Source organism: Serratia sp. L9, assembly GCF_050632285.1.
Taxonomy (GTDB): domain Bacteria; phylum Pseudomonadota; class Gammaproteobacteria; order Enterobacterales; family Enterobacteriaceae; genus Chania.
This window is the reverse complement of record NZ_CP192591.1, coordinates 2630014-2654988: the sequence shown is the minus strand read 5'-3', so window position 1 is coordinate 2654988 and position 24975 is coordinate 2630014. Positions and strand designations below refer to the sequence as shown.

14 protein-coding genes and 4 pseudogenes are annotated in these 24975 nt (G+C 54.5%); 12 read left to right on the top strand and 6 right to left on the bottom strand.

The genetic code is table 11. The annotated features are described in order from the left end of the window. The first annotated feature begins 166 nt into the window (after window positions 1–166). The 5 genes from purM to ACQ86O_RS12490 all read left to right on the top strand — a co-directional run bounded on the left by purM (window position 167) and on the right by ACQ86O_RS12490 (window position 3528). Window positions 167–1204, top strand: coding sequence for a phosphoribosylformylglycinamidine cyclo-ligase (purM, locus tag ACQ86O_RS12510; protein ID WP_431225469.1), 1038 nt, complete (start codon window positions 167–169; stop codon window positions 1202–1204). Next, the gene (gene purN / locus ACQ86O_RS12505) at window positions 1204–1842 is read left to right on the top strand and encodes a phosphoribosylglycinamide formyltransferase (RefSeq protein WP_431225715.1); all 639 of its coding nucleotides are present in this window, start codon (window positions 1204–1206) and stop codon (window positions 1840–1842) included. The genes purM and purN overlap by 1 nt, the downstream gene beginning before the upstream one ends. A gap of 112 nt (window positions 1843–1954) precedes the next feature. Next, window positions 1955–2512 (top strand): spermidine N1-acetyltransferase, encoded by a 558-nt coding sequence (gene speG, locus ACQ86O_RS12500; RefSeq protein WP_431225468.1) that lies wholly within the window; start codon window positions 1955–1957, stop codon window positions 2510–2512. A 250-nt stretch (window positions 2513–2762) separates the two neighbouring features. Further along, the gene (locus ACQ86O_RS12495; RefSeq protein ID WP_431225467.1) at window positions 2763–2996 is read left to right on the top strand and encodes a hypothetical protein; all 234 of its coding nucleotides are present in this window, start codon (window positions 2763–2765) and stop codon (window positions 2994–2996) included. Continuing rightward, window positions 2965–3528, top strand: coding sequence for a bactofilin family protein (locus tag ACQ86O_RS12490; protein WP_431225466.1), 564 nt, complete (start codon window positions 2965–2967; stop codon window positions 3526–3528). The genes ACQ86O_RS12495 and ACQ86O_RS12490 overlap by 32 nt, the downstream gene beginning before the upstream one ends. A gap of 9 nt (window positions 3529–3537) precedes the next feature. Here the strand turns inward: ACQ86O_RS12490 and pstB are convergent, their stop codons facing one another. The 3 genes and pseudogenes from pstB to ACQ86O_RS12475 form a co-directional block, all read right to left on the bottom strand. After that, complete coding sequence (pstB, locus tag ACQ86O_RS12485; protein WP_431225465.1) at window positions 3538–4350, bottom strand: phosphate ABC transporter ATP-binding protein PstB; 813 nt, start codon at window positions 4348–4350, stop codon at window positions 3538–3540. Between the two features lie 28 nt (window positions 4351–4378). Continuing rightward, window positions 4379–6031: a phosphate ABC transporter permease PstA gene (pstA, locus tag ACQ86O_RS12480; protein WP_431225464.1), complete on the bottom strand. Its 1653-nt coding sequence runs from the start codon at window positions 6029–6031 to the stop codon at window positions 4379–4381. Beyond that, a pseudogene (locus tag ACQ86O_RS12475) lies at window positions 6028–8201 on the bottom strand (ABC transporter permease subunit). Before ACQ86O_RS12475 ends, pstA begins: the two are co-directional and overlap by 4 nt. A gap of 216 nt (window positions 8202–8417) precedes the next feature. On the opposite strand from ACQ86O_RS12475, the gene ppk1 reads away from it, so the two are divergent. Then, window positions 8418–10481 carry a polyphosphate kinase 1 gene (ppk1, locus tag ACQ86O_RS12470; protein ID WP_431225463.1) on the top strand — a complete coding sequence of 688 codons (2064 nt, stop codon included), beginning with the start codon at window positions 8418–8420 and terminating at the stop codon, window positions 10479–10481. 10 nt (window positions 10482–10491) lie between these two features. Further along, window positions 10492–12027 carry an exopolyphosphatase gene (gene ppx, locus ACQ86O_RS12465; RefSeq protein WP_431225462.1) on the top strand — a complete coding sequence of 512 codons (1536 nt, stop codon included), beginning with the start codon at window positions 10492–10494 and terminating at the stop codon, window positions 12025–12027. Window positions 12028–12072: 45 nt separating this feature from the next. On the opposite strand, the gene ACQ86O_RS12460 is transcribed toward ppx, so the two are convergent. Continuing rightward, window positions 12073–14319, bottom strand: coding sequence for an EAL domain-containing protein (locus tag ACQ86O_RS12460; protein ID WP_431225714.1), 2247 nt, complete (start codon window positions 14317–14319; stop codon window positions 12073–12075). A 449-nt stretch (window positions 14320–14768) separates the two neighbouring features. Between ACQ86O_RS12460 and ACQ86O_RS12455 the strand changes: the two genes are divergently transcribed. The 3 genes and pseudogenes from ACQ86O_RS12455 (at window position 14769) to ACQ86O_RS12445 (ending at window position 20062) form a co-directional block, all read left to right on the top strand. Continuing rightward, entirely contained in the window at window positions 14769–14936 is a 168-nt protein-coding gene (locus ACQ86O_RS12455; RefSeq protein ID WP_431225461.1) for a YfgG family protein, read from the top strand. A 191-nt stretch (window positions 14937–15127) separates the two neighbouring features. Continuing rightward, window positions 15128–16559, top strand: a pseudogene (gene mgtE, locus ACQ86O_RS12450) (magnesium transporter). A gap of 166 nt (window positions 16560–16725) precedes the next feature. Beyond that, window positions 16726–20062: pseudogene (locus ACQ86O_RS12445) on the top strand (diguanylate cyclase). Here ACQ86O_RS12445 and alkA read toward each other — a convergent pair. Next, window positions 20030–21538, bottom strand: coding sequence for a DNA-3-methyladenine glycosylase 2 (alkA, locus tag ACQ86O_RS12440; RefSeq protein ID WP_431225460.1), 1509 nt, complete (start codon window positions 21536–21538; stop codon window positions 20030–20032). The pseudogene ACQ86O_RS12445 and the gene alkA overlap by 33 nt on opposite strands. 179 nt (window positions 21539–21717) lie before the next feature. Here alkA and yegD point away from each other — a divergent pair. Both yegD and ACQ86O_RS12430 read left to right on the top strand, forming a co-directional pair. Next, window positions 21718–23069, top strand: a pseudogene (gene yegD, locus ACQ86O_RS12435) (molecular chaperone). A gap of 40 nt (window positions 23070–23109) precedes the next feature. Further along, window positions 23110–23664 carry a GNAT family N-acetyltransferase gene (locus ACQ86O_RS12430; RefSeq protein WP_431225459.1) on the top strand — a complete coding sequence of 185 codons (555 nt, stop codon included), beginning with the start codon at window positions 23110–23112 and terminating at the stop codon, window positions 23662–23664. Window positions 23665–23804: 140 nt separating this feature from the next. Here the strand turns inward: ACQ86O_RS12430 and ACQ86O_RS12425 are convergent, their stop codons facing one another. Then, window positions 23805–24761, bottom strand: a complete 957-nt coding sequence (locus ACQ86O_RS12425) for an aldo/keto reductase (RefSeq protein WP_431225458.1) — start codon at window positions 24759–24761, stop codon at window positions 23805–23807. Window positions 24762–24975 lie beyond the last annotated feature (214 nt).

Genomic DNA, 24975 nt, shown 5'->3' with positions numbered 1-24975 from the left:
CGAGATCAACAAAAGATTGATAATCAGTATAGAAGACGAAAAGTTGGAGCGAGCTCACAAGGCCCTCGCAAACGTTTGCTTGCGCTGTTAGAATTGCCGCGCCTGGTTTCGGCATCAACGCCGCAAGCACAGTATTCAAACCGCAAATCGTCGTGGGGATCGCGCAGTGACCGACAAAACCTCTCTCAGCTATAAAGACGCAGGTGTCGATATCGATGCTGGCAACGCATTGGTAGATCGCATCAAAGGTGTAGTGAAACAGACTCGCCGCCCGGAAGTAATGGGTGGGCTGGGTGGTTTTGGTGCCCTGTGTGCGTTGCCGCAGAAATACCGCGAACCGATACTGGTTTCCGGCACCGACGGCGTAGGCACCAAGCTGCGTCTGGCGATGGATCTGAAACGCCATGACACCATCGGCATCGATCTGGTGGCAATGTGCGTCAACGATCTGGTGGTTCAGGGTGCAGAACCGTTGTTCTTCCTGGATTACTTTGCCACCGGCAAGCTGGACGTGGATACCGCTGCCAGTGTAATCACCGGAATTGCCGAAGGTTGTAAGCAATCTGGTTGTGCGTTGGTCGGTGGCGAAACCGCCGAAATGCCTGGGATGTACCACGGCGAAGATTACGACGTTGCCGGTTTTTGCGTTGGCGTGGTCGAGAAATCCGAAATTATCGACGGCAGCAAAGTGCAGTCTGGCGATGCACTGATTGCCCTCGGCGCTTCAGGCCCACACTCCAACGGCTACTCGCTGGTACGTAAAATTCTGGAAGTAAGCAACACCGATCCCACCGCGACCGAACTGGAAGGCAAACCGCTGGCGGACCATCTGCTCGCCCCAACCAGGATTTACGTCAAATCCGTGCTGGAGCTGATCGACCAGATAGAAGTCCACGCCATCGCCCACCTGACCGGCGGCGGCTTCTGGGAAAACATTCCACGCGTATTGCCAGAAGGCATGCAGGCGGTGATCGACGAATCAAGCTGGCAGTGGCCAGCAGTGTTTGGTTGGTTGCAACAGGCAGGTAACGTCAGCCGCCACGAAATGTACCGCACCTTTAACTGTGGTGTGGGCATGGTGATTGCGCTACCGCAAGAATCTGTGGAAAAAGCCATCGCATTGTTGACCGCTGCGGGTGAAAAAGCCTGGAAGATCGGTAAACTGACCGCGGCTTCTGACGAACAACAAGTGATTATTCAGTGATGAAAAAGATTGTGGTGTTGGTCTCCGGCCAGGGGAGTAATCTCCAGGCGCTGATTGATGCCTGCCAACAGGGCCGGATTGCCGCCAATATCGTGGCGGTATTCAGCAATAAAGCTCAGGCCTATGGCCTGCAGCGTGCGCAGGAGGCGGGGATTGCCGCTCATGCGCTGGATGCCAAAGATTTTACCGACCGGGAAGCGTTTGACGCGGAACTGGCGCAGGCTATCGACCAATACCAGCCCGATCTGGTGGTGTTGGCCGGTTATATGCGCATTCTCAGCAACCCGTTTGTGCAGCATTTTGCCGGGCGCATGCTGAATATCCACCCTTCCCTGCTGCCAAAATACCCGGGGCTGCATACCCATCGCCAGGCTATCGACAACGGTGACAGCGAGCACGGCACTTCGGTGCACTTCGTTACCGAACAGCTGGATGGTGGCCCGGTGATCCTGCAAGCCAAGGTGCCTATCTTCCCAGGAGACGAAGAAGATGAGGTCATTGAGCGGGTTCAAAGCCAGGAACACACTCTCTATCCGCTGGTGGTGAGCTGGTTTATCGAAGGGCGTCTGGTGATGCGTGACAACGCAGCCTGGCTGGATGGCGAACCTTTAGCTGTCCAAGGATATGCTGCGGACTGACAGTGGCAACCTGGATACTCTCTAAACGGTGCCCTTCGCGGCGCCGTTTTTTCGCCTCGGCGCAGCGCCTGGGTTTATACTTGGCGCATATTTATAGCCCCGAGGAGGAAGTATGCCTAGCACCACCAACGTCAGACTACGCCCGCTGGAACGGGACGATTTGGCGTTTGTTCACCAAATGGATAACAACGCCAGCGTGATGCGTTACTGGTTCGAAGAGCCTTATGAAGCCTTTGTTGAACTTTCCGATCTGTACGATAAACACATTCACGATCAGAGCGAACGGCGTTTTATTATCGCGCACGAAGGTGCAAAAGTTGGGCTGGTGGAACTGGTGGAGATCGATCATATTCACCGCCGTGCCGAGTTTCAGATCATCATCGATCCGGCTCACCAGGGTAAAGGCTATGCCAGCACCGCCGCCAAGCTGGCGATGGATTACGGCTTCTCGGTGCTCAATCTCTACAAACTGTATCTGATTGTCGACAAAGAGAACCCAAAGGCGATCCATATCTACAGCAAGCTGGGCTTTGAAGTGGAAGGTGAGCTGATCGACGAATTCTTCGTCAATGGCGAATACCGCACCGTGCTGCGTATGTGCATTTTCCAGCCGCAATATCTGGCCAAGTTCAAAATTGCGCAACCGGCTGATAAACCGTTGGTGAAATAGCTCAAACCGGGAAGCGAGCTTTCCTTCCCGGGAGTACCAAAGTAATAGCAATCTCAGAGAGTCCATTTTCAGGGCTTTCACACCCTGGCACAAGATTAATCCTAGGGTGCCTATAAGTTCTGATTAGTAAACTCCGTAATGAATTAATGCGCATTTTTGGGTATCATCCCCTGCATTACGGAAAGCCCTACGGAAACGGCAACGCTGGCTGCGGGCAGGCGGTATCAGGCCCTCTGCACTTCGTTGTAAAATGGACTTCAACAGCCTGAAAAAACATGCGCAATTACAACTTATTATGGTGTGTATGGGTATTATGGGCGCTGTTTATAATACTCTGGCTGACAGGGATCAGCTTCACCGGCATCGACTTAAAACGCGCGTTACTAACCGCTTTGGCTTTAGCGTTGTTGGCAACCCTCGTGTTTATTTACAAAATAACAAGGACGAATCAAATGCTGTCATTCAACAAACAGAAAAAATCTAACGAGCCCAAATCGCCGGTAACGATTGAACAACCGGAACCTCAAATCCCACCAGAAACCGTGATGCCGGCAGACGTTGCCGATGCCATCAAACCCATCCGCGCCAAAAAGGACACTTTTATCTCCAATGGCGCCCTGTTCACCGGTGTAATCGAAGGTGACGGTAATATCATTGTGGAAGGTAGAGTTGAGGGGAATATTGTTTGTACGCATATGGTTCGCGTTGAAAACAGCGGCTACGTCAAAGGTGAAATCCGCGCCCAGCAAATCATGATCAACGGCGCCGTTGAAGGCCGCTGCTTCGCAGATTCACTGTCTATACAACCCAAAGGCAGCATGCATGGCGATATCTATGCCGACGAAATCTCTATCGAGAAAGGCGGTATCTTCGTTGGTCAGTCGCAACTGATGCAAAAGACGCCACCCCAGAGCCTGCCAGCTCCGGCAAAACTCACCTCACTGAAAACGGCGACTAGCCCCGCAGAACAGGAAGAGCAGGCCAACCTGCCGTTGCCGGGCAAGCAAGCCAAGTAACTGCCACCCTCAACCATATCGGCCAGTGATGTAATCTTCGGTACGGCGTTGACGCGGCGAGGTGAAAATGCCGTCGGTGTCATTATATTCCACCAGCGTCCCCTGGTGGATAAACGCCGTATAATCTGAAACCCGCGCTGCCTGCTGCATGTTGTGCGTCACTAACACCACGCTGTAGCGCTGTTTCAGAGCCGAGATCAGTTCCTCAATGGTCAGGGTAGAAATCGGATCCAGCGCAGAGGTCGGCTCATCCAGCAGCAGCACCTCAGGTTCAATGGCGATTGCCCGAGCAATCACCAGCCGCTGTTGCTGTCCGCTGGAAAGACGGAAAGCATTTTCCCTTAACCGGTCTTTCACCTCATGCCACAGCGCTGCGGCGCGTAAAGATCTCTCTACCGCTTCATCCAGAATGCGACGATCGCGGATCCCTTGCAGCCGCAGGCCATAAACCACGTTTTCATAGATCGACTTCGGGAACGGGTTTGGCCGCTGGAATACCATGCCAACGCGCCGCCGCAAAGCGGCAACGTCAATCTGCGGGCCGGAAATGGTTTCGCCATTAAGCTGTAACTCGCCTTCAAGGCGGCAGTGATCTACCAGATCGTTCATGCGGTTAAAGCAGCGCAAAAGGGTAGATTTCCCACAGCCGGAAGGGCCGATAAATGCCGTAACCCGGTGTTTGGGAATGCGCAGGGAGATATCATGCAGCACCTGCTTTTCGCCGTAAAACAGGTTAAGACCCTTTACCGCCAAAGCGGTCTGTTCGTCAGTAAGATGCTGAACGTCCAGCCGGGGCAAGCTGCCTGGCTTTATCAAGCTCATTACGCACTCCCCAAAAGATTCAATAACTTTACTGTGACCATGCTTTATATCGCTCCCTCAGCGAGTGACGAATGCCCATTGCCGCCAGATTCAAACCCACCACAATCAGCACCAGAAGCAATGCAGTGGCAAACACCAAAGGACGTGCAGCTTCTACGCTGGGGCTCTGGAATGCCATATCGTAAATCTGGAAACTCAGGTGCATAAACTTCCGCTCCAGATGCAGATAAGGGAAAATATCATCCACCGGCAATACCGGTACCGATTTCACTACACCAACCAACATCAGCGGTGCCGTTTCCCCCGCCGCTCGTGCCACGGCCAGGATCAGGCCGGTCATCATTGCCGGTGCGGCCATCGGCAGCACAATCCGCCAGAGCGTTTCAGCACGGGTAGCCCCCAACGCCAGCGAACCTTGGCGTAACGAGACCGGGATCCGTGAAAGCCCCTCTTCGGTGGCCACAATCACCACCGGCAGGGTCAGCAATGCCAGCGTCAGCGCGGCCCATAACACGCCAGGGGTGCCGAAAGTCGGGTTTGGCAAGGATTCGGCATAAAACAGCTGATCGAGCGTGCCGCCAATCATATAGACAAAGAACCCGAGGCCAAACACGCCATAGACGATTGAAGGCACCCCAGCCAGGTTCACCACCGAGATGCGGATCAGGCGCGTAAGCAGATTATTACCCGCATATTCATGCAGATAAAGCGCGGCAATCACGCCAAAGGGCATCACCACGATCGACATCAGGATCACCATCAGCACGGTCCCAAAAATTGCCGGGAAAACGCCCCCTTCCGTATTGGCCTCGCGTGGGCTGTCGGTGAGGAATTTCTGTATTTGATGAAGCCAATGCCGCAGTTTCTGCCCGGTGCTCATCGCGTTGGGATACCAGGCATCACGCACCTGACTCAGCGCAATGGTGTGAATTTGCCCATGCATATCGCGCAACAGCAAAGCATCCCGCTGGCGATCGCGTTCCAGCCCTTGCAATTTGTCGGCCAGTTGCCGGTATTGACGCTGCAATTCCAGCCGTTCAGCGCGGATCGATGCTTGCCAACGGGCATCCAGCTTATTCTCACGCAGCAGGCTTTTCTCATGCAGGCGCAAATCTTCAAATTGTTCATTGACCCTTGCCATATCGCGGAACTGAATATCGTGCGTCTGGCGTGAAAGTGCGGCAATCTGTGGCAACCGCTGTTGCAATGCCTGGCCAAGATCCCGGCCGGTCAAGGGTTGCCCATCCTCCAGCAAACCGGCAAGGTAGCCGTAAGCCATGCCGTTGGTATTTCGTTCCAGCACCAGTAAATCTGGTGGCGCTGTTCGCTTGCTAACGTCGGTGGCCAGCAGGGTGCGGAAATCTTGCCCTTCACTTTCGCGGTTACCCACCTTGATCAGATAACGGGTAAAGCTTTGCGCATCCCCCGCAGGCAGTGCCACACCCGCGTCCTGCAGTTGCTGGCGTGAGATCGTCTGGCTCTGATAGAGTTCACCAATCACCGTTACCTGGCCTGCTGCCGTCTGGTTAAGCTCAAACTGATATACCGGGCTGGGCCAGAAATAGCGCATTCCCTGCCCGGCCAACAGCAGCAAAATGCCGATCAGAGCCAGCAGGCTGACAGCGACCGAGGCAGCAGTCAGCCAAATCCACGGGGAACCGCTTTTTACCCAGGTTCTCATGGCGTCTCCTGGTTGAACGTATAGCGCTTACGCAGGCGCAAGCGGACAGCCTCTGCCAACGTGTTAAACATAAAGGTAAAGATAAACAGCACCAACGCGGTGAGGAACAGCACGCGATAATGGCTGCTGCCCGCCACGGCTTCCGGCATTTCGATAGCAATGTTGGCAGCCATTGCCCGCAACCCCTGGAACACGCTGCCGTCCATCAGCGGTGTATTGCCGGTAGCCATCAGAACAATCATGGTTTCCCCCACCGCCCGACCAAAGCCAATCATCAGGGCAGAAAAATTCCCGCGCTGGCCGAAGGCACCACCACGCGCAATACGGTTTGCCACTGGGTAGCGCCCAGTGCCAGAGACCCTTGGCTGAGCGCGGTTGGCACGCTGAACAGTGCATCCTCCGCCAACGAGAAAATTATCGGCACCAGCGCAAAACCCATGGCGACGCCAACCACCAGCGTATTGCGCTGATCGAAATCTTCACCCAGCCAGAAATGCAGCGGTTCACCAAACAGTTGCTGTTCCAGCCAAGGCCCGAAGGCTAGTGCCAACCAAACCGTCAACACCACCAGCGGTAACAGCATCAGTAAATCCTTGCCAGGCGACAGCGGCCTGGGCAAAAAGCGGTTAACCAGCCAACTGCATAGCAGCGTCACCAATGCCAGCAATAGCGGCAAAGCCAATAACGCCAGCAGATAATGCTCAATCTGTGGTGCCAGCCAGATACCGGCCACCAGGCCGATCACCACCGTCGGCAATGCTCCCATCACTTCCACCGCCGGTTTTACCACCCGGCGTAATCCTGCCGACATAAAGCAGGCGGTATAAATCGCCCCGGCCAGCGCCAGTGGCACCGCAAACAGCATTGAATAGCCAGCGGCTTTGAAGGTGCCGAAAATCACCGGCATCAGGCTGAACTTGGCTTGATAACTGTCTTCGCCAGAGGTGGATTGCCACACGTAAGCCGGTTGCGGGTAGTTTTCGTACCACAGCTTTTGCCAAAGTGAGCGCCAGGTTACATCCGGATAAAGATTATCCAGTGCGTAATGCTGCCAGCCCTGGGCGGTTTCCAGCAATAACCCATCGCCACGTGGGGCAAATGCCATCTGCTGTACCTGGCCAGGTAATGTGTCTATCAGTAAGGGTTGGGATTGGATACTGGAAAACAGCGCAAATTCGCCCCCGGGCTGCAAAGCCGCAAACACCCGACGATAGGGCTCTGCCACCAGCAGTTCCTGAGCGGTAGCCTGATGGACAAATTGCTGTATCGGCGCCAACTGATGCTGCTGGCCTTTTTCCACGTCAAACCATTCGCGCAGGCTGCCATCGCTCGCACGAATCAATAACGCACTGCCACCTGGCAATGCCGTCAGGCGGTATGGCGGGTGTTCCCCCAGGAGACGCGTTTCACGCAGTTGCAACTGCACCCCGTCAATCTGATAGCGAGCCAGTTGATTACCGGCCAACACATACAGTTGGCGGCCATCAGGTGTTAATAACAGTTGCTGCGCGGCGCTGGCCAACGGTATTTCCGTTTGCTGCAGAGGTTCTGTCGGGTTGAAGCGGCCCAGCAGCAACCGATGATCGGCGGTGACGGCAGCCAGCAGGAAGCTCCCCTTGCGCGCCTGCGCCAATGCCAGTAACGCCAGCGGTTGCCCCTGAGGATCAAAGGCCAAAGGCGCCTGCCCCAGCGGGAAACGCCACTGCGGTGCCCCGCCGCCAGCCGGTGCAAAATCGGTCTGGGCAATGGTCAGGCGGCCATCTGCCCGCGCCAGCGCGAACAGATCGCGTTCACCGACCGCTTGAGCCAGTAAGGCAGGATTGGCCAGCAAGGTCTGCTGTACCAAGGGTTGACCTGCCTGATTCTCGCCCTGGGACACCAACCGATAAAAGCGGCCTTCGCCCTGTTGATCGATGCGGTAACCGATGCGTTGCTGCACATCCATACCCATCACCAGCGCCGGGGAGGAACCGACCACCGGTAACGCTGTTGGGGAGCCTATGGACGCTGGCTTAAACAGCGGCAACACGGTGAGCAGCAGATAGACAAAAATCAGCATCAGCGTCATCAATACCAGCAGCCCGCTGACGGTAACGGCCCCCCGTACGCCACGATCAACGTGCGCACGCAGGCGATCCCGAGGATGTTGGTTAAGCGTTGTCTGTGCCATGTCTGTAGTTGCCGATTCCAGTTACTGGATTGCGCCAAAAGATAACCGGGCATCTTATGTCAGTTTTGTGACGTTTGCATGACAAAGTTTCCACCCGCTAACTCCGTAGATATGTTGGACATTCCTGTCAATCTCTCGCAATAATGAGATAGGACACTAGAGCGGTATTCAGGCACTGCGTCCTGGATCCTTTTCTAAAATTGAACTGGAGTGGCAATGGGTCAGGAAAAGCTCTACATCGACAAAGAACTAAGCTGGTTATCCTTCAATGAACGCGTATTGCAGGAAGCCGCGGATAAGAGCAATCCCCTGATTGAGCGCATGCGATTTCTGGGCATTTACTCCAACAACCTTGACGAGTTCTACAAAGTCCGTTTTGCCGACCTGAAACGGCGCATCCTGATCAGTGAAGAGCAGGGTTTGGGTGGCGCCTCGCGGCATTTACTGAAAAAAATCCAGGCTAAAGTACTGAAGACCGACCAGGAGTTCGACGGTCTCTACAACGATTTGCTGTTGGAAATGGCGCGGAACCAGATCTTTTTGATCAACGAACGCCAGGTGTCGGAAAACCAGCAAATCTGGCTGCGGCAATACTTTAAGCAGCACCTGCGCCAGCACATCACGCCCATCCTGATCAACCACGACACCAATCTGGTGCAGCTCCTGAAAGACGATTACACCTATCTGGCGGTAGAGATCATTCGTGGTACGCGCATCGATTATGCGTTACTGGAAATCCCTTCCGACAAAGTGCCCCGTTTCGTCAATCTGCCGCCAGAAGCGCCGCGCCGCCGCAAGCCGATGATCCTGCTGGATAACATTCTGCGCTACTGCCTGGACGATATCTTCAAGGGCTTCTTCGACTATGATGCGTTAAATGCCTATTCGATGAAAATGACCCGTGATGCAGAATACGATCTGGTCACTGAAATGGAATCCAGCCTGCTGGAACTGATGTCTTCCAGCCTGAAGCAACGCCTGACCGCCGAACCGGTTCGCTTCGTTTATCAGCGCGATATGCCAAATGAAATGGTGGAGCTGCTACGCAACAAGTTGGGGATCTCCAACTATGATTCGGTGATTGCCGGTGGCCGTTATCACAATTTTAAAGACTTCATCAGCTTCCCGAACGTCGGCAAAGCCAATCTGGTCAACCGCCCGCTACCACGCCTGCGCCATATCTGGTTCGATAAATTCCGTAACGGCTTCGATGCCATCCGCGAAAAAGACGTGTTGCTGTATTACCCGTATCACACCTTCGAACACGTTCTGGAACTGTTACGCCAGGCCTCGTTCGACCCAAGCGTGTTGGCAATCAAAATCAATATCTACCGGGTAGCCAAAGACTCGCGCATCATCGAATCGATGATCCATGCGGCGCATAACGGCAAGAAAGTGACCGTGGTGGTTGAGCTGCAGGCTCGCTTTGATGAAGAAGCCAATATCCACTGGGCCAAACGGCTGACGGAAGCCGGGGTGCATGTGATTTTCTCTGCACCGGGCTTGAAGATCCACGCCAAACTATTCCTGATCTCGCGCCGTGAAGGCGATGATATTGTGCGCTATGCTCATATTGGTACCGGCAACTTTAATGAAAAAACCGCCCGTATCTACACCGACTACTCGCTGCTGACCGCCGATTCACGCATCACTAACGAAGTACGCCGGGTGTTCAATTTTATTGAAAACCCTTACCGGCCGGTCTCCTTCGATAACCTGATGGTTTCGCCGCAGAACTCCCGCCGGATGTTGTACGATCTGATCGATCGCGAAATCGCCAACGCATTAGCCGGGGAAAGCGCCGGTATTATGCTGAAAATTAATAATCTGGTGGATAAAGGGCTGGTAGATCGGTTATATACCGCTTCCGCCGCAGGCGTGAAGGTTCGTCTGTTGGTTCGCGGCATGTGTTCATTGATCCCTAACCTTGCGGGGATCAGTGACAATATTCAGGTCATTAGTATCGTAGACCGCTATCTGGAACACGATCGGGTTTACGTTTTCGAGAACAAAGGTGACAAACGGGTTTATCTCTCTTCCGCAGACTGGATGACCCGCAATCTAGATTACCGTATCGAAGTGGCCGTATCGCTGTTGGATCCCGCGTTGAAACAACGCGTTCTGGATATTCTGGAGATCCTGTTCAGCGATACGGTCAAGGCCCGTTATATCGACAAAGAACTGAGCAACCAGTATGTGCCGCGTGGCAATCGTCGCAAGGTACGTGCCCAGGTGGCTATTTATGAGTATTTAAAAGCTCTGGAACAACCGGGAAAGTAGGCCAGCAACTATGCCGCTAAAAAGCACTGCAACCAATAAACCGCAGGAAATCGCTGCTATCGATCTGGGCTCGAACAGCTTTCATATGGTGATCGCCCGCGTCGTAAACGGCGCCTTACAGGTACTGAGTCGTTTAAAACAGCGGGTCCACCTCGCCGATGGATTGGACAGCAACAATGTGCTCAGTGAAGAGGCAATGGAAAGGGGCCTGGCCTGCCTGGCATTGTTTGCCGAACGGCTGCAAGGCTTCCCGGCGGATAACGTCACTATCGTCGGGACCCATACCTTACGCCAGGCGGTGAACGCCGAAGTGTTCCTGAAACGTGCGGAAAAAGTGATCCCCTACCCGATAGAAATTATCGCCGGGCAGGAAGAAGCACGCCTGATCTTTATGGGGGTCGAGCATACCCAGCCAGAGAAAGGCCGCAAGCTGGTGATCGACATCGGCGGGGGGTCTACCGAATTGGTGATTGGTGAAGATTTCGAGCCGCTGCTGGCAGAAAGCCGCCGCATGGGCTGCGTGAGCTTTGCCCAACAGTTTTTCCCAGGCGGGGAAATCAGCAAAACCAACTTCAAACGCGCACGGTTGGCCGCAGCTCAAAAGCTGGAAACTCTGGCATGGCAATATCGCATTCAGGGTTGGCAATACGCGCTGGGGGCCTCAGGCACCATCAAAGCCGCCTACGAAGTGCTGGTCGCCATGGGTGAAAAAGACGGTCTGATTACCCCGGAGCGGCTGGAGATGCTGGTTGAGCAGGTGTTGCTGTTTAAAAACTTCAGCGCCATGAGCCTGCCTGGGCTCTCGGAAGATCGCCAATCAGTGTTTGTTCCTGGCCTGGCGATCCTGTGCGGGGTGTTTGATGCACTGGCGGTTCGCGATCTGCGTCTTTCTGACGGCGCGCTGCGTGAAGGCGTATTGTATGAAATGGAAGGCCGGTTCCGCCATCAGGATATCCGCAGCCGCACGGCAACCAGCCTGGCCGACCACTATAATATCGATCGTGAACAGGCCAAGCGCGTTCTGGAAACCACCGAGCTGCTGTACGCTCAATGGATGGCGCAAAACACCAAGCTGGTACAGCCGCAGCTTGAAGCTCTGCTGAAATGGGCCGCCATGTTGCATGAAGTGGGGCTAAGCATCAACCACAGCGGTATGCACCGCCATTCCGCCTATATTCTGCAAAACACCAACCTGCCCGGCTTCCATCAGGAGCAGCAGCTACTGCTGGCGGCGCTGGTGCGCTTCCAGCGCAAGGGGATCAAACTCGAAGAGCTGCCCCGCCTGAATCTGTTCAAGAAAAAGTATTACCTGCCGCTGATCCAGCTGTTGCGCCTGAGCACTCTGCTCAACAACCAGCGCCAAGCCACCACCACGCCGGAAACTCTGCGCCTGGAGACGGATGATAATCATTGGACTCTGCGTTTCCCTGCCGGTTACCTGGCTCAGAACAACCTGGTGCAACTGGATTTTGAGCGGGAGCAGGAATACTGGAATGATGTCATCGGCTGGAAGTTGCTGATCGAAGAAGAAAGTGAACCCGACTGATAACAGATTCGCCCTCTTAGATATCAAACAAGAGGGCGATATTATCTAATGGATTTCCTGGCCGTTCCCCGGTTGCGCCATCGGCACCAAAGAGGCTAACGGCTGAGGCTTACCAATAAAATAGCCCTGCATATAATCCACGCCCAGGCTTTTGAGCGCATCACGCTGCTCTGCTGATTCCACATATTCCGCCACAATCGACAGCCTTCTCATCAGCGCCACTTTGCAGATTGACGAAATGATCTGGTAATCCACCTTGCTGGTCAGCATATCCCGGACAAAACTGCCGTCGATCTTCAAGATGTCCACGTTCAGCTCTTTCAGACGATCGTAGGTGGCATAGCCGGTACCAAAATCATCCAGGGCAATGCGGCAGCCTAATTGGCGCAGCTCTTTGAGCGAGAACTTGGCATACTTCACATCCTGCACCAGGTGGGACTCAGTCACCTCCAGCACCAGCTGATAAGGTTCAACCTGATATTCCCGCAATGCATCGCGCACGTCCTGGCACAGGCTGGGGCGACACAGCGAAGAAGGTGACAGGTTGACGGCAAAACGCGCGCTGGGCATGGCCGCGCGGTTGAGATCCATAAACTGCAGAGTATGACGCAACACCCACATATCCAATTGATAAGCCAGGCCAAACTCATGTACTACCGGCAGAAACTCATTAGGCGGCACGATGTTGCCTTCATCATCCAGCATGCGCAGCAGGATCTCATGGTAAGTATCCCCACGAACGCCGACGATCGGTTGAGCCATCAGCATAAAGCTGTTGCTATCCAGCGAACGCTGCACCCAATGCAGCAAGGCGACCTTACGCTTGATCTCATCCTGTACCACATGATGATCGTTCTGTACGTTCTCTGGCCGGCCACTGGTCAGCGACATTTCCGCCAGCGAGCTCAACTCCCCCAGCAGCACATGCAAATGTTCCACTTCCGAATAGACGCCGCAGTAGCTGATGCCCAACGGCGGATGGATAGGCAGACCATTCCATATCAGGCGGAACTTCTCCAGCGTACTCTGGATTTTAGCTACCTTGGCTTCGCCATCAGAGCCATTCAGGCGCATCACCAGATCGTATCCCGGTAAATGGTAGATATCCTCACCTTCCTCGAGCACCGTGCGCATCGTCCCTGCCAGCTTCTGTTTGAAGCGAATACGCAACTGCATGCCGTAGTTACGGCTCAGCAGATCCAATTCGGAAATCCGCAGAAAACAAAGCGTGGAGCGCGGCACTCTTGACAGATCGCGCTTTAAGGCGCGCAGATTAGGTAAACCGATCACCGGGTCTTTAAGCGAGGCGCTCTGTGCCTTGGCATGATCCATCCGCTGGCGGGTATGCACCGCTGAAGTCAGCAGAATACTGAGGGTGAACGCCAGCATCATCGATGAGATCATCGCCAGGTTGTGCAGCAGATTGTTCCACTGTACGTAACCCGGATAGTTAAAGAATAACAGCAGCAAGGTAGCCGCCCAGATGATGCAGTTAAACTGATAACCAAAACGCATGGCGCTATAGAGCATCACCGGCAGCAACAGCGTCAGGCTGTAGTCGGGCACCTGCATGGCGTTGGTATCTGCCGTGTGATAAGCCAGCACCACAACCAATACCACCAACACCAAAAACCACAGCTGCAACTCCCCTCTTTTTACCGAAGGGGCCATCTCGCTGCGAACTCGGCCCCACAACACGCGGGCAAACTTTGGGTTTTTGATGATCCGCAAGGCGAAGTAAAACAGCTGCATCGAAGAGAGACAACCAATCAGTACCGCCTGAAAGTTGATTAGCGCGTGCAGGTGGTTGCCGGTGCCAGAAAGCATGCCCAGCTCGTCTGGTAACAGATCCAGGCCGATAATCAGCTGTAAGCCAAAGATGAAAAATATCGGTGGCATCAGCACCAGCCAGATAAGCCGGTATTTGCCCAGCTTCAACTCGGTAAAGCCCGCACACCACCGGCGCTGCGATTGGCAGCGATAACCCCACCAGCTAATACTCAGGAAGCCGACATAAAACAGGACCATGATCACATCGGTCGGAATTCCACCAACGCGGTCGGAGTAACGGATAAGGATCGCCAGAGCAATGCCTGGCATTGCACGCCAGTCATAAACCATCAACAAAGAGAAACAAACCGCCACTGGCAGATAGATCAGATAGATTTTACCACCGGGCAACATCAGACGTGGTGATAACCAGCCAGCAATAGGCACCAGCAGCAGGCCCAGCACAAGAGGCTGCCCCCACCAATGGTCACGTAATTTATTCCAGAACTTTAAAATACCCATCAAGACACTGTATCCGCTAAGGCGTGATTCACTTCGCCGCTTAAGCGTATTTAAATCGCAGAGAAGGCAGGATCCGATCCAGCCTCAGAACCATTCACCGAGCGGACTGAGACAAAGCGGGTTCAGCATCAAGAATGGCTGTGAATTTTATTCGCTGCGATAGCTTAAGATTTGACCATGATCAATTATATAGATAAAAACTAATAAAAATCTGTAAGCGACTTTTCATGCTGATAATAACCCATTAATACCCAACAAAAAATCAGACAAAATCTAAACCCGGGTTAAATTGCGCTATCAATGATATTGAAATATATGGACATCTTTTGTCATCGGCGCATAGAATTCCATTTACAATTGACAGCATGCAACAAGCCAGTCGTATTCAAAAAGTAATAAATCCAGCCTGTTGCAACTCACCGCATTATGGCTTGAAAGGCAACGGGTATATGAGAAAGAAAACCACCGGGCGCATGACCAAGATAGTGTTGCTGATCAGTTTTATCATTTTAGTCGGCCGCCTGCTGTATGCCGCCATCGTTGCCATCCCTCATCATCAGGAAAAGAGATCGGCATCTGAGCCACAGGCCAGTGAGCATCGTCAGGATAAACAGTAAATGCTCGCTAGCATATCAAGTTCCTTTCACCCTGAAAATGAAGAGCCTGGTAGGCTGCCATGTATATGCCGTTGGCCTCTTCTTCACCCTATTGCCAGATTTATAAAAATGACTCCAGCCACCGCAATGCTCTATCTTGTAAAGATAGTCGATAAGCGATCAGGTGTGCCAAGTCAGCGTTAAGGAATATCATGTCCGTCGCAACACATAATGTCAGAAAAGTCGCTGAGTACCGCCAGCGTATTCTTAGTTTACTGTTAAATAACAAGCCTTTGGTTGATGGTATTCTCGGCCGCCCTGGGGATGAAAAGGAACTCAGCAATAGCGAGTTGCTGAATCATACTGCCGAAATCACTCACCTGCTGGAAGAGATGCACGCCGCCGACCTGGCGGACCTGCTGGAAGCTTTACCGCAGGAAGAGCGTCTGGCACTGTGGCGGTTGGTCGATAATAACAAACGCGGCCAAACCCTGGTGGAGGTAGCCGAACCCGTCTGGGATAGCCTGATCGAAGAGATGAGCGATAAAGATCTGCTCAGAGCGATCAAAACCCTGGACGTTGATGAACAGGCCTACCTGGCTCAATACCTGCCACGTAACCTGATGGGCCGCCTGCTGACCTCACTTGATCCAGAGCAGCGTGCACAAGTTCGTGAAGTGATGCAGTACGGCAAAGACACCGTTGGATGGATGATGGACTTTGAACTGATTGCGGTGCGCCCGGAGATTTCTCTCGGCGCAGTGCACCGTTTCCTGCGCCAGCGCAAAACTATCCCGGATGCCACCGACAAGCTGTTCGTCACCGACCGTAAAAACACTCTGTTAGGCGAATTGCCACTCACCGCGATCCTGCTCAACGATCCGCAGACACCGGTATCTCAGGTGATGGATAGCGATCCCACCACCTTTCAGCCAGAAGACAAAGCGGAAGCCGCGGCCAGCGCTTTTGAACGCTATGACCTGATCAGCGCCCCGGTCACCGATGCCAAAGGCAAGCTGATGGGGCGCCTGACCATCGAAGAAATCGTCGACGTGGTGAACGAAGAAAGCGACACCACCCTGCGCCGCATGGGGGTTGAGCCCGGAAGAAGACGTCTTTGCTCCAGTCAGCAAAGCGGTAAAAACCCGTTGGACCTGGCTGGCCATTAACCTTTGTACCGCCTTTATCGCCTCAAGAGTGATCGGCCTGTTTGAGCACACCATTTCGCAATTGGTGGCGCTGGCAGCCCTGATGCCGATTGTTGCCGGGATCGGAGGCAATACCGGCAATCAGACTATTACCATGATCGTGCGTGCGCTGGCGTTACACCAGATCGAAGTCGGGAATATCTCGCGCCTGTTACTCAGAGAGCTGGGTGTAGCGATCATAAACGGAATTGTCTGGGGCGGCATTATGGGGCTGGTCACCTATCTGCTGTATGACGATTTGGCGATGGGCGGCGTGATGACACTGGCGATGATCCTGAACCTGTTGGTGGCGGCTCTGATGGGCGTGGTGATACCGATGACCATGCTTAAACTGGGTCGCGATCCGGCCGTGGGTTCCAGCGTGTTGATTACCGCCCTGACCGATACCGGTGGTTTCTTTATTTTCCTCGGTCTGGCGACGGTTTTCCTGCTTTGAGGCAGCCAGATTACCCTGCCCACGGACGGGCGCTGCAGCTTGAAACACAACGGATATAAAATTGGATGGGCATTCGTCACACACTATACTAACTTCTGTAAGTAAAATGCCCCATTATTCAACTGCAGTATGTTTGCCAGCGGTCGATAGCACAGTAAGGTTACCCATGGATATCAGCGCAGCGCATCACCCAATCAAACCTACAGGCTCGATACTCAGTCACTCGCTGCTAGCCGCATTGATTGTGTTTTTGCTGGCATATCTTTGCCTGTCGCTTTCGGCAGGATCCAGCCACTTTACCCCTCTGTGGTTCCCGACTGCTGCCATCATAATGCTGCTGTTCCACCAGCCCCCGCGTCTGGGCACTGCCGTTGCTGTTCAGTGGGATCAGCATGTGCATTGCCAGTTTCATGCTGTTCGGCGTTGAGTGGTTCCCGGTCAAGCTCACAATGATTAACCTGCTGGAAGCCACCGTCTGTACCCTGCTGTTGCGGCGGCTGTTGCAGCCAGAAGATCCGCTTAACGGGCTGGCAAGCTGGTTGAAATTTGTAGGTTGTGCGGTGATTTTCACCCCGATGTTCAGTGCGCTGCTGGCGGCCACGCTGGCACCAGAACCCGGTGAAACCTTCTGGCAGCCCTTCAGCACCTGGTTTATTTCCGAAGCGGTTGGGGTGCTGGCTCTGGCCCCGGTCGGGCTGGTTTATCGCCGCTCGATGTTAAAAACGCTCAACCTGCTCGAACTGCTGTTGGTATTAATAGGCACATTGACCTTCAGTTATCTGGCGCTGCTCAACCTGCCCTTCCCGTTTACCTTTATTATCCTGCCGCTGCTGTGGGCCGCGATCAGCCTGCCTCGGCTGGAGGCCTTTATCACCTGCTTTACCACCACGCTGATGATAACGGTGATAATCTCGCTCGGGCAGTTGCATTTTCAGGATCGCGGAAACTTCCTGAGGGACGTGGAGATCTACATACCGCTGCTGTTGATTCTGATCCCGGCACACGCCATGACCATGGTGATGCACGCCTTCCGGGTGGAAAAAGAGCATATTGTGGAAAGCGAGACTCGCTTTCGCAATGCCATGGAATATTCGGCCATCGGTATGTCGCTGGTGTCGCCGGAAGGGAAATGGCTGCAGGTCAATCAGGCCTTGTGCAAACTGCTGAAATACTCCCCTGAAACCCTCCGCCACCTGACGTTCCAGGAAATCACGCATCCAGATGACCTCAACGCCGACCTGACGCAATTGCAAGACCTGGTTGATGGCAATATCAGCAGCTATACCATGGAAAAGCGCTATATCCGCAGTGACGGCGAGAGCGTTTGGACATTACTGGCGGTATCGCTGGTGCGAGATCCCCAGGGGCAACCGCTCTATTTTATCGCCCAGGTAGAAGATATCAGCGAGCTCAAGCGTACCGAAGCAGAGAATCATCGCCTGATGGAACGCATTACGCTCGCCAATCAGGCTGGTGGGATCGGCGTGTGGGAATGGGTGCTGGGGGAGGATAAACTCGTCTGGGACAAGCGGATGTTCGAGTTGTATGAACTGGCTCCGGACCAGGTACCGACGCTGGAGCTTTGGGGGAGCCTGATACTGCCAGAAGATCGTGAACGTATCGGGCGGCAAATGGCCTCCATCACCGAAGAGCACCGGCCTTTCGCCATGGAGTTTCGCGTTAAAACCCGCCTGGGGGGCGTGCGCCATATTCGTGGGCAGGGTAATACCCTGTTCGATGCACAGGGCAAACCATTGCGCATGACTGGCACCAATATCGATATGACGGCAATCAAATCGCTCACCGAAGCGCTGCATGAAGAGAAAGAACGTTTACATATTACGCTCGACTCTATCGGCGAAGGGGTGATTTCCACCGACAGCGACATGCGTATCACCTTTATGAACCCGGTAGCAGTACAAATGTGCGGCTGGCCGCTGGAGTTGGCTCTCGGCATGCCGATTAACGGCGTTGTACGTATGACCAATGGCAAAGATGGCCCAGAGGTGGAGAACCCGGTGCAGATCTGCCTGCAGGAACGTGAAGCCTTACCGGCAGATTACGCTTTGGTGCTCCACAGCCGCGATGGCCGCCGCTTTGACGTACAAGAGTCGGTCTCGCCACTGAAAACCATTGAAGGGAAGGTCATGGGGGCGGTGATGGTGCTGCAAGATGTCAGTGCTTCGCGGGAACTGATGAAAAAGCTCAGCTACAACGCCTCACACGATGCCCTGACCAACCTGCAAAACCGCACCAGTTTCGAAAAATGGCTGAAAGGTGCCATCGCCAACGTGACCGACAGTGAACAGCAGCATTCCCTGGTGTTCCTCGATCTCGACAGGTTCAAAGCGGTTAATGATACCGCCGGGCATGCGGCGGGTGACGCCCTGCTGAAAGAAATCGGCCAGTTGATGCAACGCCAATTGCGCAACAGCGACTGCCTGGCAAGGCTGGGCGGGGACGAATTCGGCCTGATCCTGTTCGACTGTTCGCTAGAGCAGGCCAAAACCCTGATGCAACGGATGGTTGCTCAGATAAGCGAACACCCGTTCTATTGGGAAGGCAAAATTTATCATGTCGGGGCCAGTGTCGGTATCACGCAGATAGTTGCCAACAGCAAGAGTTCCGAGCTACTGGTACAGGCGGATATCGCCTGCTACACCGCCAAACATCGTGGACGCGGGCAGGTTAATATCTATGAAGCCCGGCAAAAACAGCAGATGGAACGCCAACATGAACTACTGACACGTTTGGAAGTCCTGAACATAATCGATGACCAACTGTTGCAGTTATACGTCCGGGCAACCTCGCCGCCCAAAACGCCGCAGGCGGTGTGTTTATATCAGTTAAAAGTACATATCAGCCCGGCAGATGAACATATGCTGACGCCAGAGGCTTTCTTTGCGGCTGCCCAGCTTTACGGCCTGCTGCCCGATGTCGATCGCTGGCTGGTGAGCCAGATCCTGGAAAAGCATGCTCAAGCCATCCACCACAAAGGGATCTCGATTTCACTGCCCCTGGCGACGGATAGCGTTCTGGATCTTGATTTTCAGCAGTACCTGATGGAAAAACTGGCCGCTTCGGCGCTACCGGCCCACGCGCTGAATCTGATGGTGGATGAGACAATCATTCTCGATCACCCTGAAGATGGCGGTGCCTTTATCCGCCGGTTACAGGCGCTGGGCTGCAAGCTCATCGTCAACGGCTTTGGGCGCAACCTCAACGCATTTGATCAACTGAACGGCCAGACGATCGATTACATTCGCCTTGATGAACGCTTTATCATCGATGTGCATTGTAACCAGATGGATGAACTGATGGTCTCAATGATCAACGGTGCCGCGCACCGGATCCATGCGCAGACCCTGGCTGGGCCAGCGCACCAGCAGGTGACGCTGACCACATTGACCGCCATCGGGATCGACCTGGTGGACGGTGACGCTATTGCCCCAGAACAACCCCTGAGCCGTTTACTTGACACTGGCTACTTCGGGATCCACTGAAGGCACCCAGCTATGGCTATGCCACAGATGTAAGGTGGCATAAGACCGCCAAGGCCGCCAGCGTTCAGCGTAGCGCTCAATCTGGCGCGGTGTCATGCCGGGGAAACGCTGCTTGATCAGATAATCGCCTGCCAGAAAAACGTCTGGCCATGACCAGGCGCGCATCGCGATATAGCTGGCCGTCCAACCCCCTATCCCCGGTAATGCGGTCAGATGTTTGATGCCCTGTTCGATATCCAACACGTTATCCAGTTGTAACCGCCCCTCGGTCACTGCCCGGGCAATCTCAATCAGCGCTGCCGCACGTTTCAACTGTACCCCTAATGGGCGCAATTCCTCTGGCTGCAACCGTGCTACCCGTGCAGCCTCCGGGAAAACATGGGTGATGTCGCCATAAGGCTGCTCCAGCGGTGTTCCCCAATGCCCAGCCATCCGCCCGGCAAATATCGCCGCCATCTTGACGCTGACCAGTTGCCCCAATACCGCACGTGCAGCCTGCTCAAAGCTGCTGACGCAGCCTGGTAAACGCAGGCCTGGCGCATCCGCCGCCAAATCTCCCAACGCCTCCACAATGCGGTCAGGGGCAGCATCCAGATCGAACAGTTGGCGAATGCGCCGCAGAACTTCAGTGGTCACCCGGCTGAGCGAAGGGGAAATCTCGACCCGCACCCGGTTGCGTGACGCTTCCGGCTGCACGCTGACCCAACCGCAATAATCGACACCGCCCTGATTGACGGCAATCGAACGCTGATACTGCTGCCCGACCACGCTTTCCACACCGCTCACCGCACGCGCCTGCAAGAAGCCCAGCATACGCGGCCAGTCATAAGGTGGCCGATACCCGAGATGGAATACCAGCCCGCTGGTGGCTGCTCGCTCCTGGCGGCCAGCGGCGCTGCGCAATGCCGAAGGGATCAACCGATAACGCGCTTTAAACAGTTCATTAAACCGACGCAGGCTGCCAAACCCGGCGGCAAACGCAACCTCACTCAGCGGCAAATCGGTATCCGCCAGCAGGCGCTTGGCCTGTAATAGGCGGTGCGACTGGGCGTAATCAATGGGAGAGGCGCCGAACTGATCGGCGAAAATGCGCCGCAAATGACGATCGGAAACCCCGAGGCGGGTCGCCAATTGCTCACAGCTATGTTCGGAAAGATAGCCCTGTTCAATCAACTGTACCGCCACCTGCGCATAGCGATTGCCCAGGTCGATCAGCGCCAGCCCCGGGGCCAGCTCTGGCCGGCATTTTAAACAGGGGCGAAATCCCGCCAGCTCTGCCGCAGCGGCACTGGGGTAAAAAGTGCAATTTTCGATTTTCGGCGTACGGGCGCTGCACACCGGGCGGCAGTAGATCCCGGTGGAGGAAACACCGACAAAAAAGCGCCCGTCGAATTTACGGTCACGCGCACTCAGCGCGGTATACAGCGCCTGTTGTTGATTTTTCATGGCATCGCTCGAAGTCAGTTTTTTCTTCATTATGAAACTCGGCCCTGCAGCTGACGTGCGGAAATCGGACATTAACCTGAGAAGCCTAAGTTAAGCATGCCGCGACCAATGTCGCTAAATTTTTCGCCAGTCAACCGCCCACTCGTTGCTCAGCAGGTCAGTCTCGGGTAAAGTCGCCCCCTTCATTGGCATGGGGAAATAAAAAGAAAATGTTTATTGGCTTCGATTATGGAACAGCCAACTGTTCCGTTGCCGTAATGCGAAATAACGGCCCTGAATTACTGACGTTGGAAAACAACGAGCCCTATTTGCCCTCAATGCTGTGCGCCCCAACGCGGGAAGCGGTAAGCGAATGCCTGCACCGCTATTGGCAAGTCCCCACTGGCAGCGATGAAAATCAGCAACTGCTGCGCCGCGCCATGACTTTCAACCGTGAAGAAGACATCCCAGTCAACGGTGACAGCGTCCGCTTTGGCTTGCAGGCATTGGCGCACTATGTCGAAGATCCGGAGGAAGTTTATTTCGTCCGTTCCCCCAAATCCTTCCTCGGTGCCAATGGCCTGAAGCCACAGCAGATCGCACTATTCGAAGATCTGGTCTGCGCCATGATGTTTCACATCAAGCGCCAGGCGGAAGGCGTGTTGCAAGACAGCATCGATCAGGCGGTGATTGGCCGCCCGATCAACTTCCAGGGGATTGGCGGTGAAGATGCCAACCAGCAGGCACAAGGGATATTGCAACGCGCTGCTGAACGAGCCGGTTTCAAAGAGATCGAATTCCAGTTCGAACCGGTGGCCGCCGGGCTGGATTTTGAAGCTACGTTGAGCGAAGAAAAGACCGTGCTGGTCGTCGATATTGGCGGCGGAACCACCGACTGCTCAGTATTGCTGATGGGGCCACAATGGCGCGATCGGGCCGATCGTCAACAAAGCCTGCTGGGGCATAGCGGTTGCCGGGTAGGCGGTAACGATCTGGATATCATGCTGGCCTTTAAACAGCTGATGCCACTGTTTGGCATGGGGGAGAAACTGAAAAAGGCATTGCGCTACCCGCCCTGCCATACTGGAATGCGGTGGCCACCAACGATGTCCCGGCACAGAACGATTTCTATAGTTCTGCCAACGCCCGCCTGTTGCGCGATCTGATCCGTGACGCCGCCGAGCCAGAGAAAGTACAGCTCCTGCTGAAAGTCTACCAGCAGCGTTTGAGCTACCGGTTGGTACGTGCGGCGGAGGAGAGCAAGATCGCCCTGTCCGATCGGGCCAGCATCGGCGCTCAATTGGCCTTTGTTCAGCCGGGATTGATAGAAATCATCAGCCAGGATCAGTTGGCTGACGCCATCTCACAGCCTTTGCTGCGCATTCAGGAGCAGGTTAGCGCCGCCCTGGCCACCAGCCAGTGTACGCCGCAGGTGATTTACCTGACCGGCGGCAGTGCGCGTTCACCGCTGTTGCGTGCTGCGCTGCAACAGCAGTTGCCAGGTATCCCAATCGTGGGTGGCAACGATTTTGGTTCGGTTACCGCCGGGTTGGCCCGCTGGGCGCAAACCCTGTTTCGTTGATTACATCAGGGGCGGCCACCGCCCCTGACAATGGAGCATTATGACTGTCATCTTCGCCGAAACAGAAAGATTACTGCTGCGCCGTTGGCGTGATAGCGATCTACCCGCCTTTGCTGCCCTGAATGCCGATCCTGAGGTAATGAAATACTTCGCGGCACCGCTAAACCACACAGAAAGCCATGCGCTGGCCAAACGCATCGACCAATTTATGCAACAACATGGCTGGGGGTTGTGGGCCGTTGAGGTGAAGCATGGCGCTCCGTTTATCGGCTTTGTCGGGCTTTCCATTCCTGGCGAGGATCTGCCCTGCTCACCCTGCGTGGAAATAGGTTGGCGATTGGCGGCAGAGCATTGGGGCCAGGGTTATGCCAGCGAAGCGGCACTATGCGCATTGGACGTGGCTTTCGGAACGCTCAAGCTGCCCGAAGTCGTGTCGTTTACCGCTGAAATCAACCTCCCTTCACGCCGGGTGATGACGCGCATCGGGATGTCGTTTGAGGGTGAAACCTTTGAGCACCCGCGCCTACCGCTTGGCCACGCGCTACGTAAGCATGTGCTGTATCGCAAACGGCCTTCCTTGGAGGTGGGCGTTTGATGTGCTATCGGTTGAATCAGCGGCCCCTCACCCTCTCTCCCCGGTAGAGGAAACTGTCAGTGCTCCGCACTCGTACACAGCAAGGAACAGACTCCCTCTCACCGTAAGAGAACGTTGGACGAGGGGGAGCAAAGCCAGCCTTAGCCAACCCGGCTAGCCTCATCCAGCGCCCGGATATCCGCAGCCTGCAATTGCAAGCGAGTGGCACCGACCAGTTCATCCAACTGTTGCAACGAAGTCGCGCTGACGATCGGTGCGGTGATGCTTGGGCGGGCTATCAACCAAGCCAGCGAGATCTGTGCTGGCGTGGTCCGGTACTTATCAGCCATCTGATCAAGCGCAGCCAGAATGCGCAAGCCGCGCGGGTTAAGATAGCGGGTCACGATGGTGTCACCACGCTGGCTCTTGCCGATATCCTTTACGCTGCGGTATTTGCCGGTGAGAAAACCGCTAGCCAGTGAAAAGAAGTTTATCACCCCAAGCCCATGCTGTTGCGCCACTGCCTCCAAGGCCTTTTCGTAACCTTCACGGGCATACAGATTGTACTCCGGCTGCAGCGTGTCATAACGCGCCAACCCGTTCTGCTCACTGACTTGCAACGCCTCGACCAGGCGATCCGCCTGATAGTTGGAAGCGCCTATCGCCCGCACCTTCCCGGCCTTAATCAACTCATCAAAGGCCGCCAGCGTTTCCGTCAGGGGCGTATCCCGATCATCATCATGGGACTGATAGAGATCGATATAGTCAGTTTGCAAGCGGCGCAGCGAATCTTCCACCGCCTGGCGAATATAACGCGGCGATAGGCCTTGCTTACCTGCTCCCATCGGTTTTCCCACCTTGGTGGCGATGATCACTTGCTCACGTTTGCCGCTTTTCTTCAGCCAGTTACCGATCACCGTTTCGGATTCACCGCCCTTATTACCCGCTGCCCAGCTCGAATAAACATCAGCGGTATCGATAAAATTCAGTTGATTGGCCACCAGGGCATCCAACAGGCTGAAAGACGTGGCTTCATCCACGGTCCAGCCAAATACGTTGCCGCCAAAAGTCAGTGCGGGAACCTGAATACCTGAACGGCCCAATTCCTTCTTGATCATGATGTGGCTCCTGTGGGGAAAGATTTTTCGTGCCAAAGCAAATCAGTGAGTTGCTCGAAAACATACGGCGAAGCATCGCCACGATTAAATATACATTCTCCTCCAAGAAACCTGACGGTTACTCCATATTTCCTTCATTTTTGTGCTGCTACTGCTCGCTAAACTAGTATCCTGTAAGGAGTATCACTTTCGGCAAATGACTGCCTGTACGCCT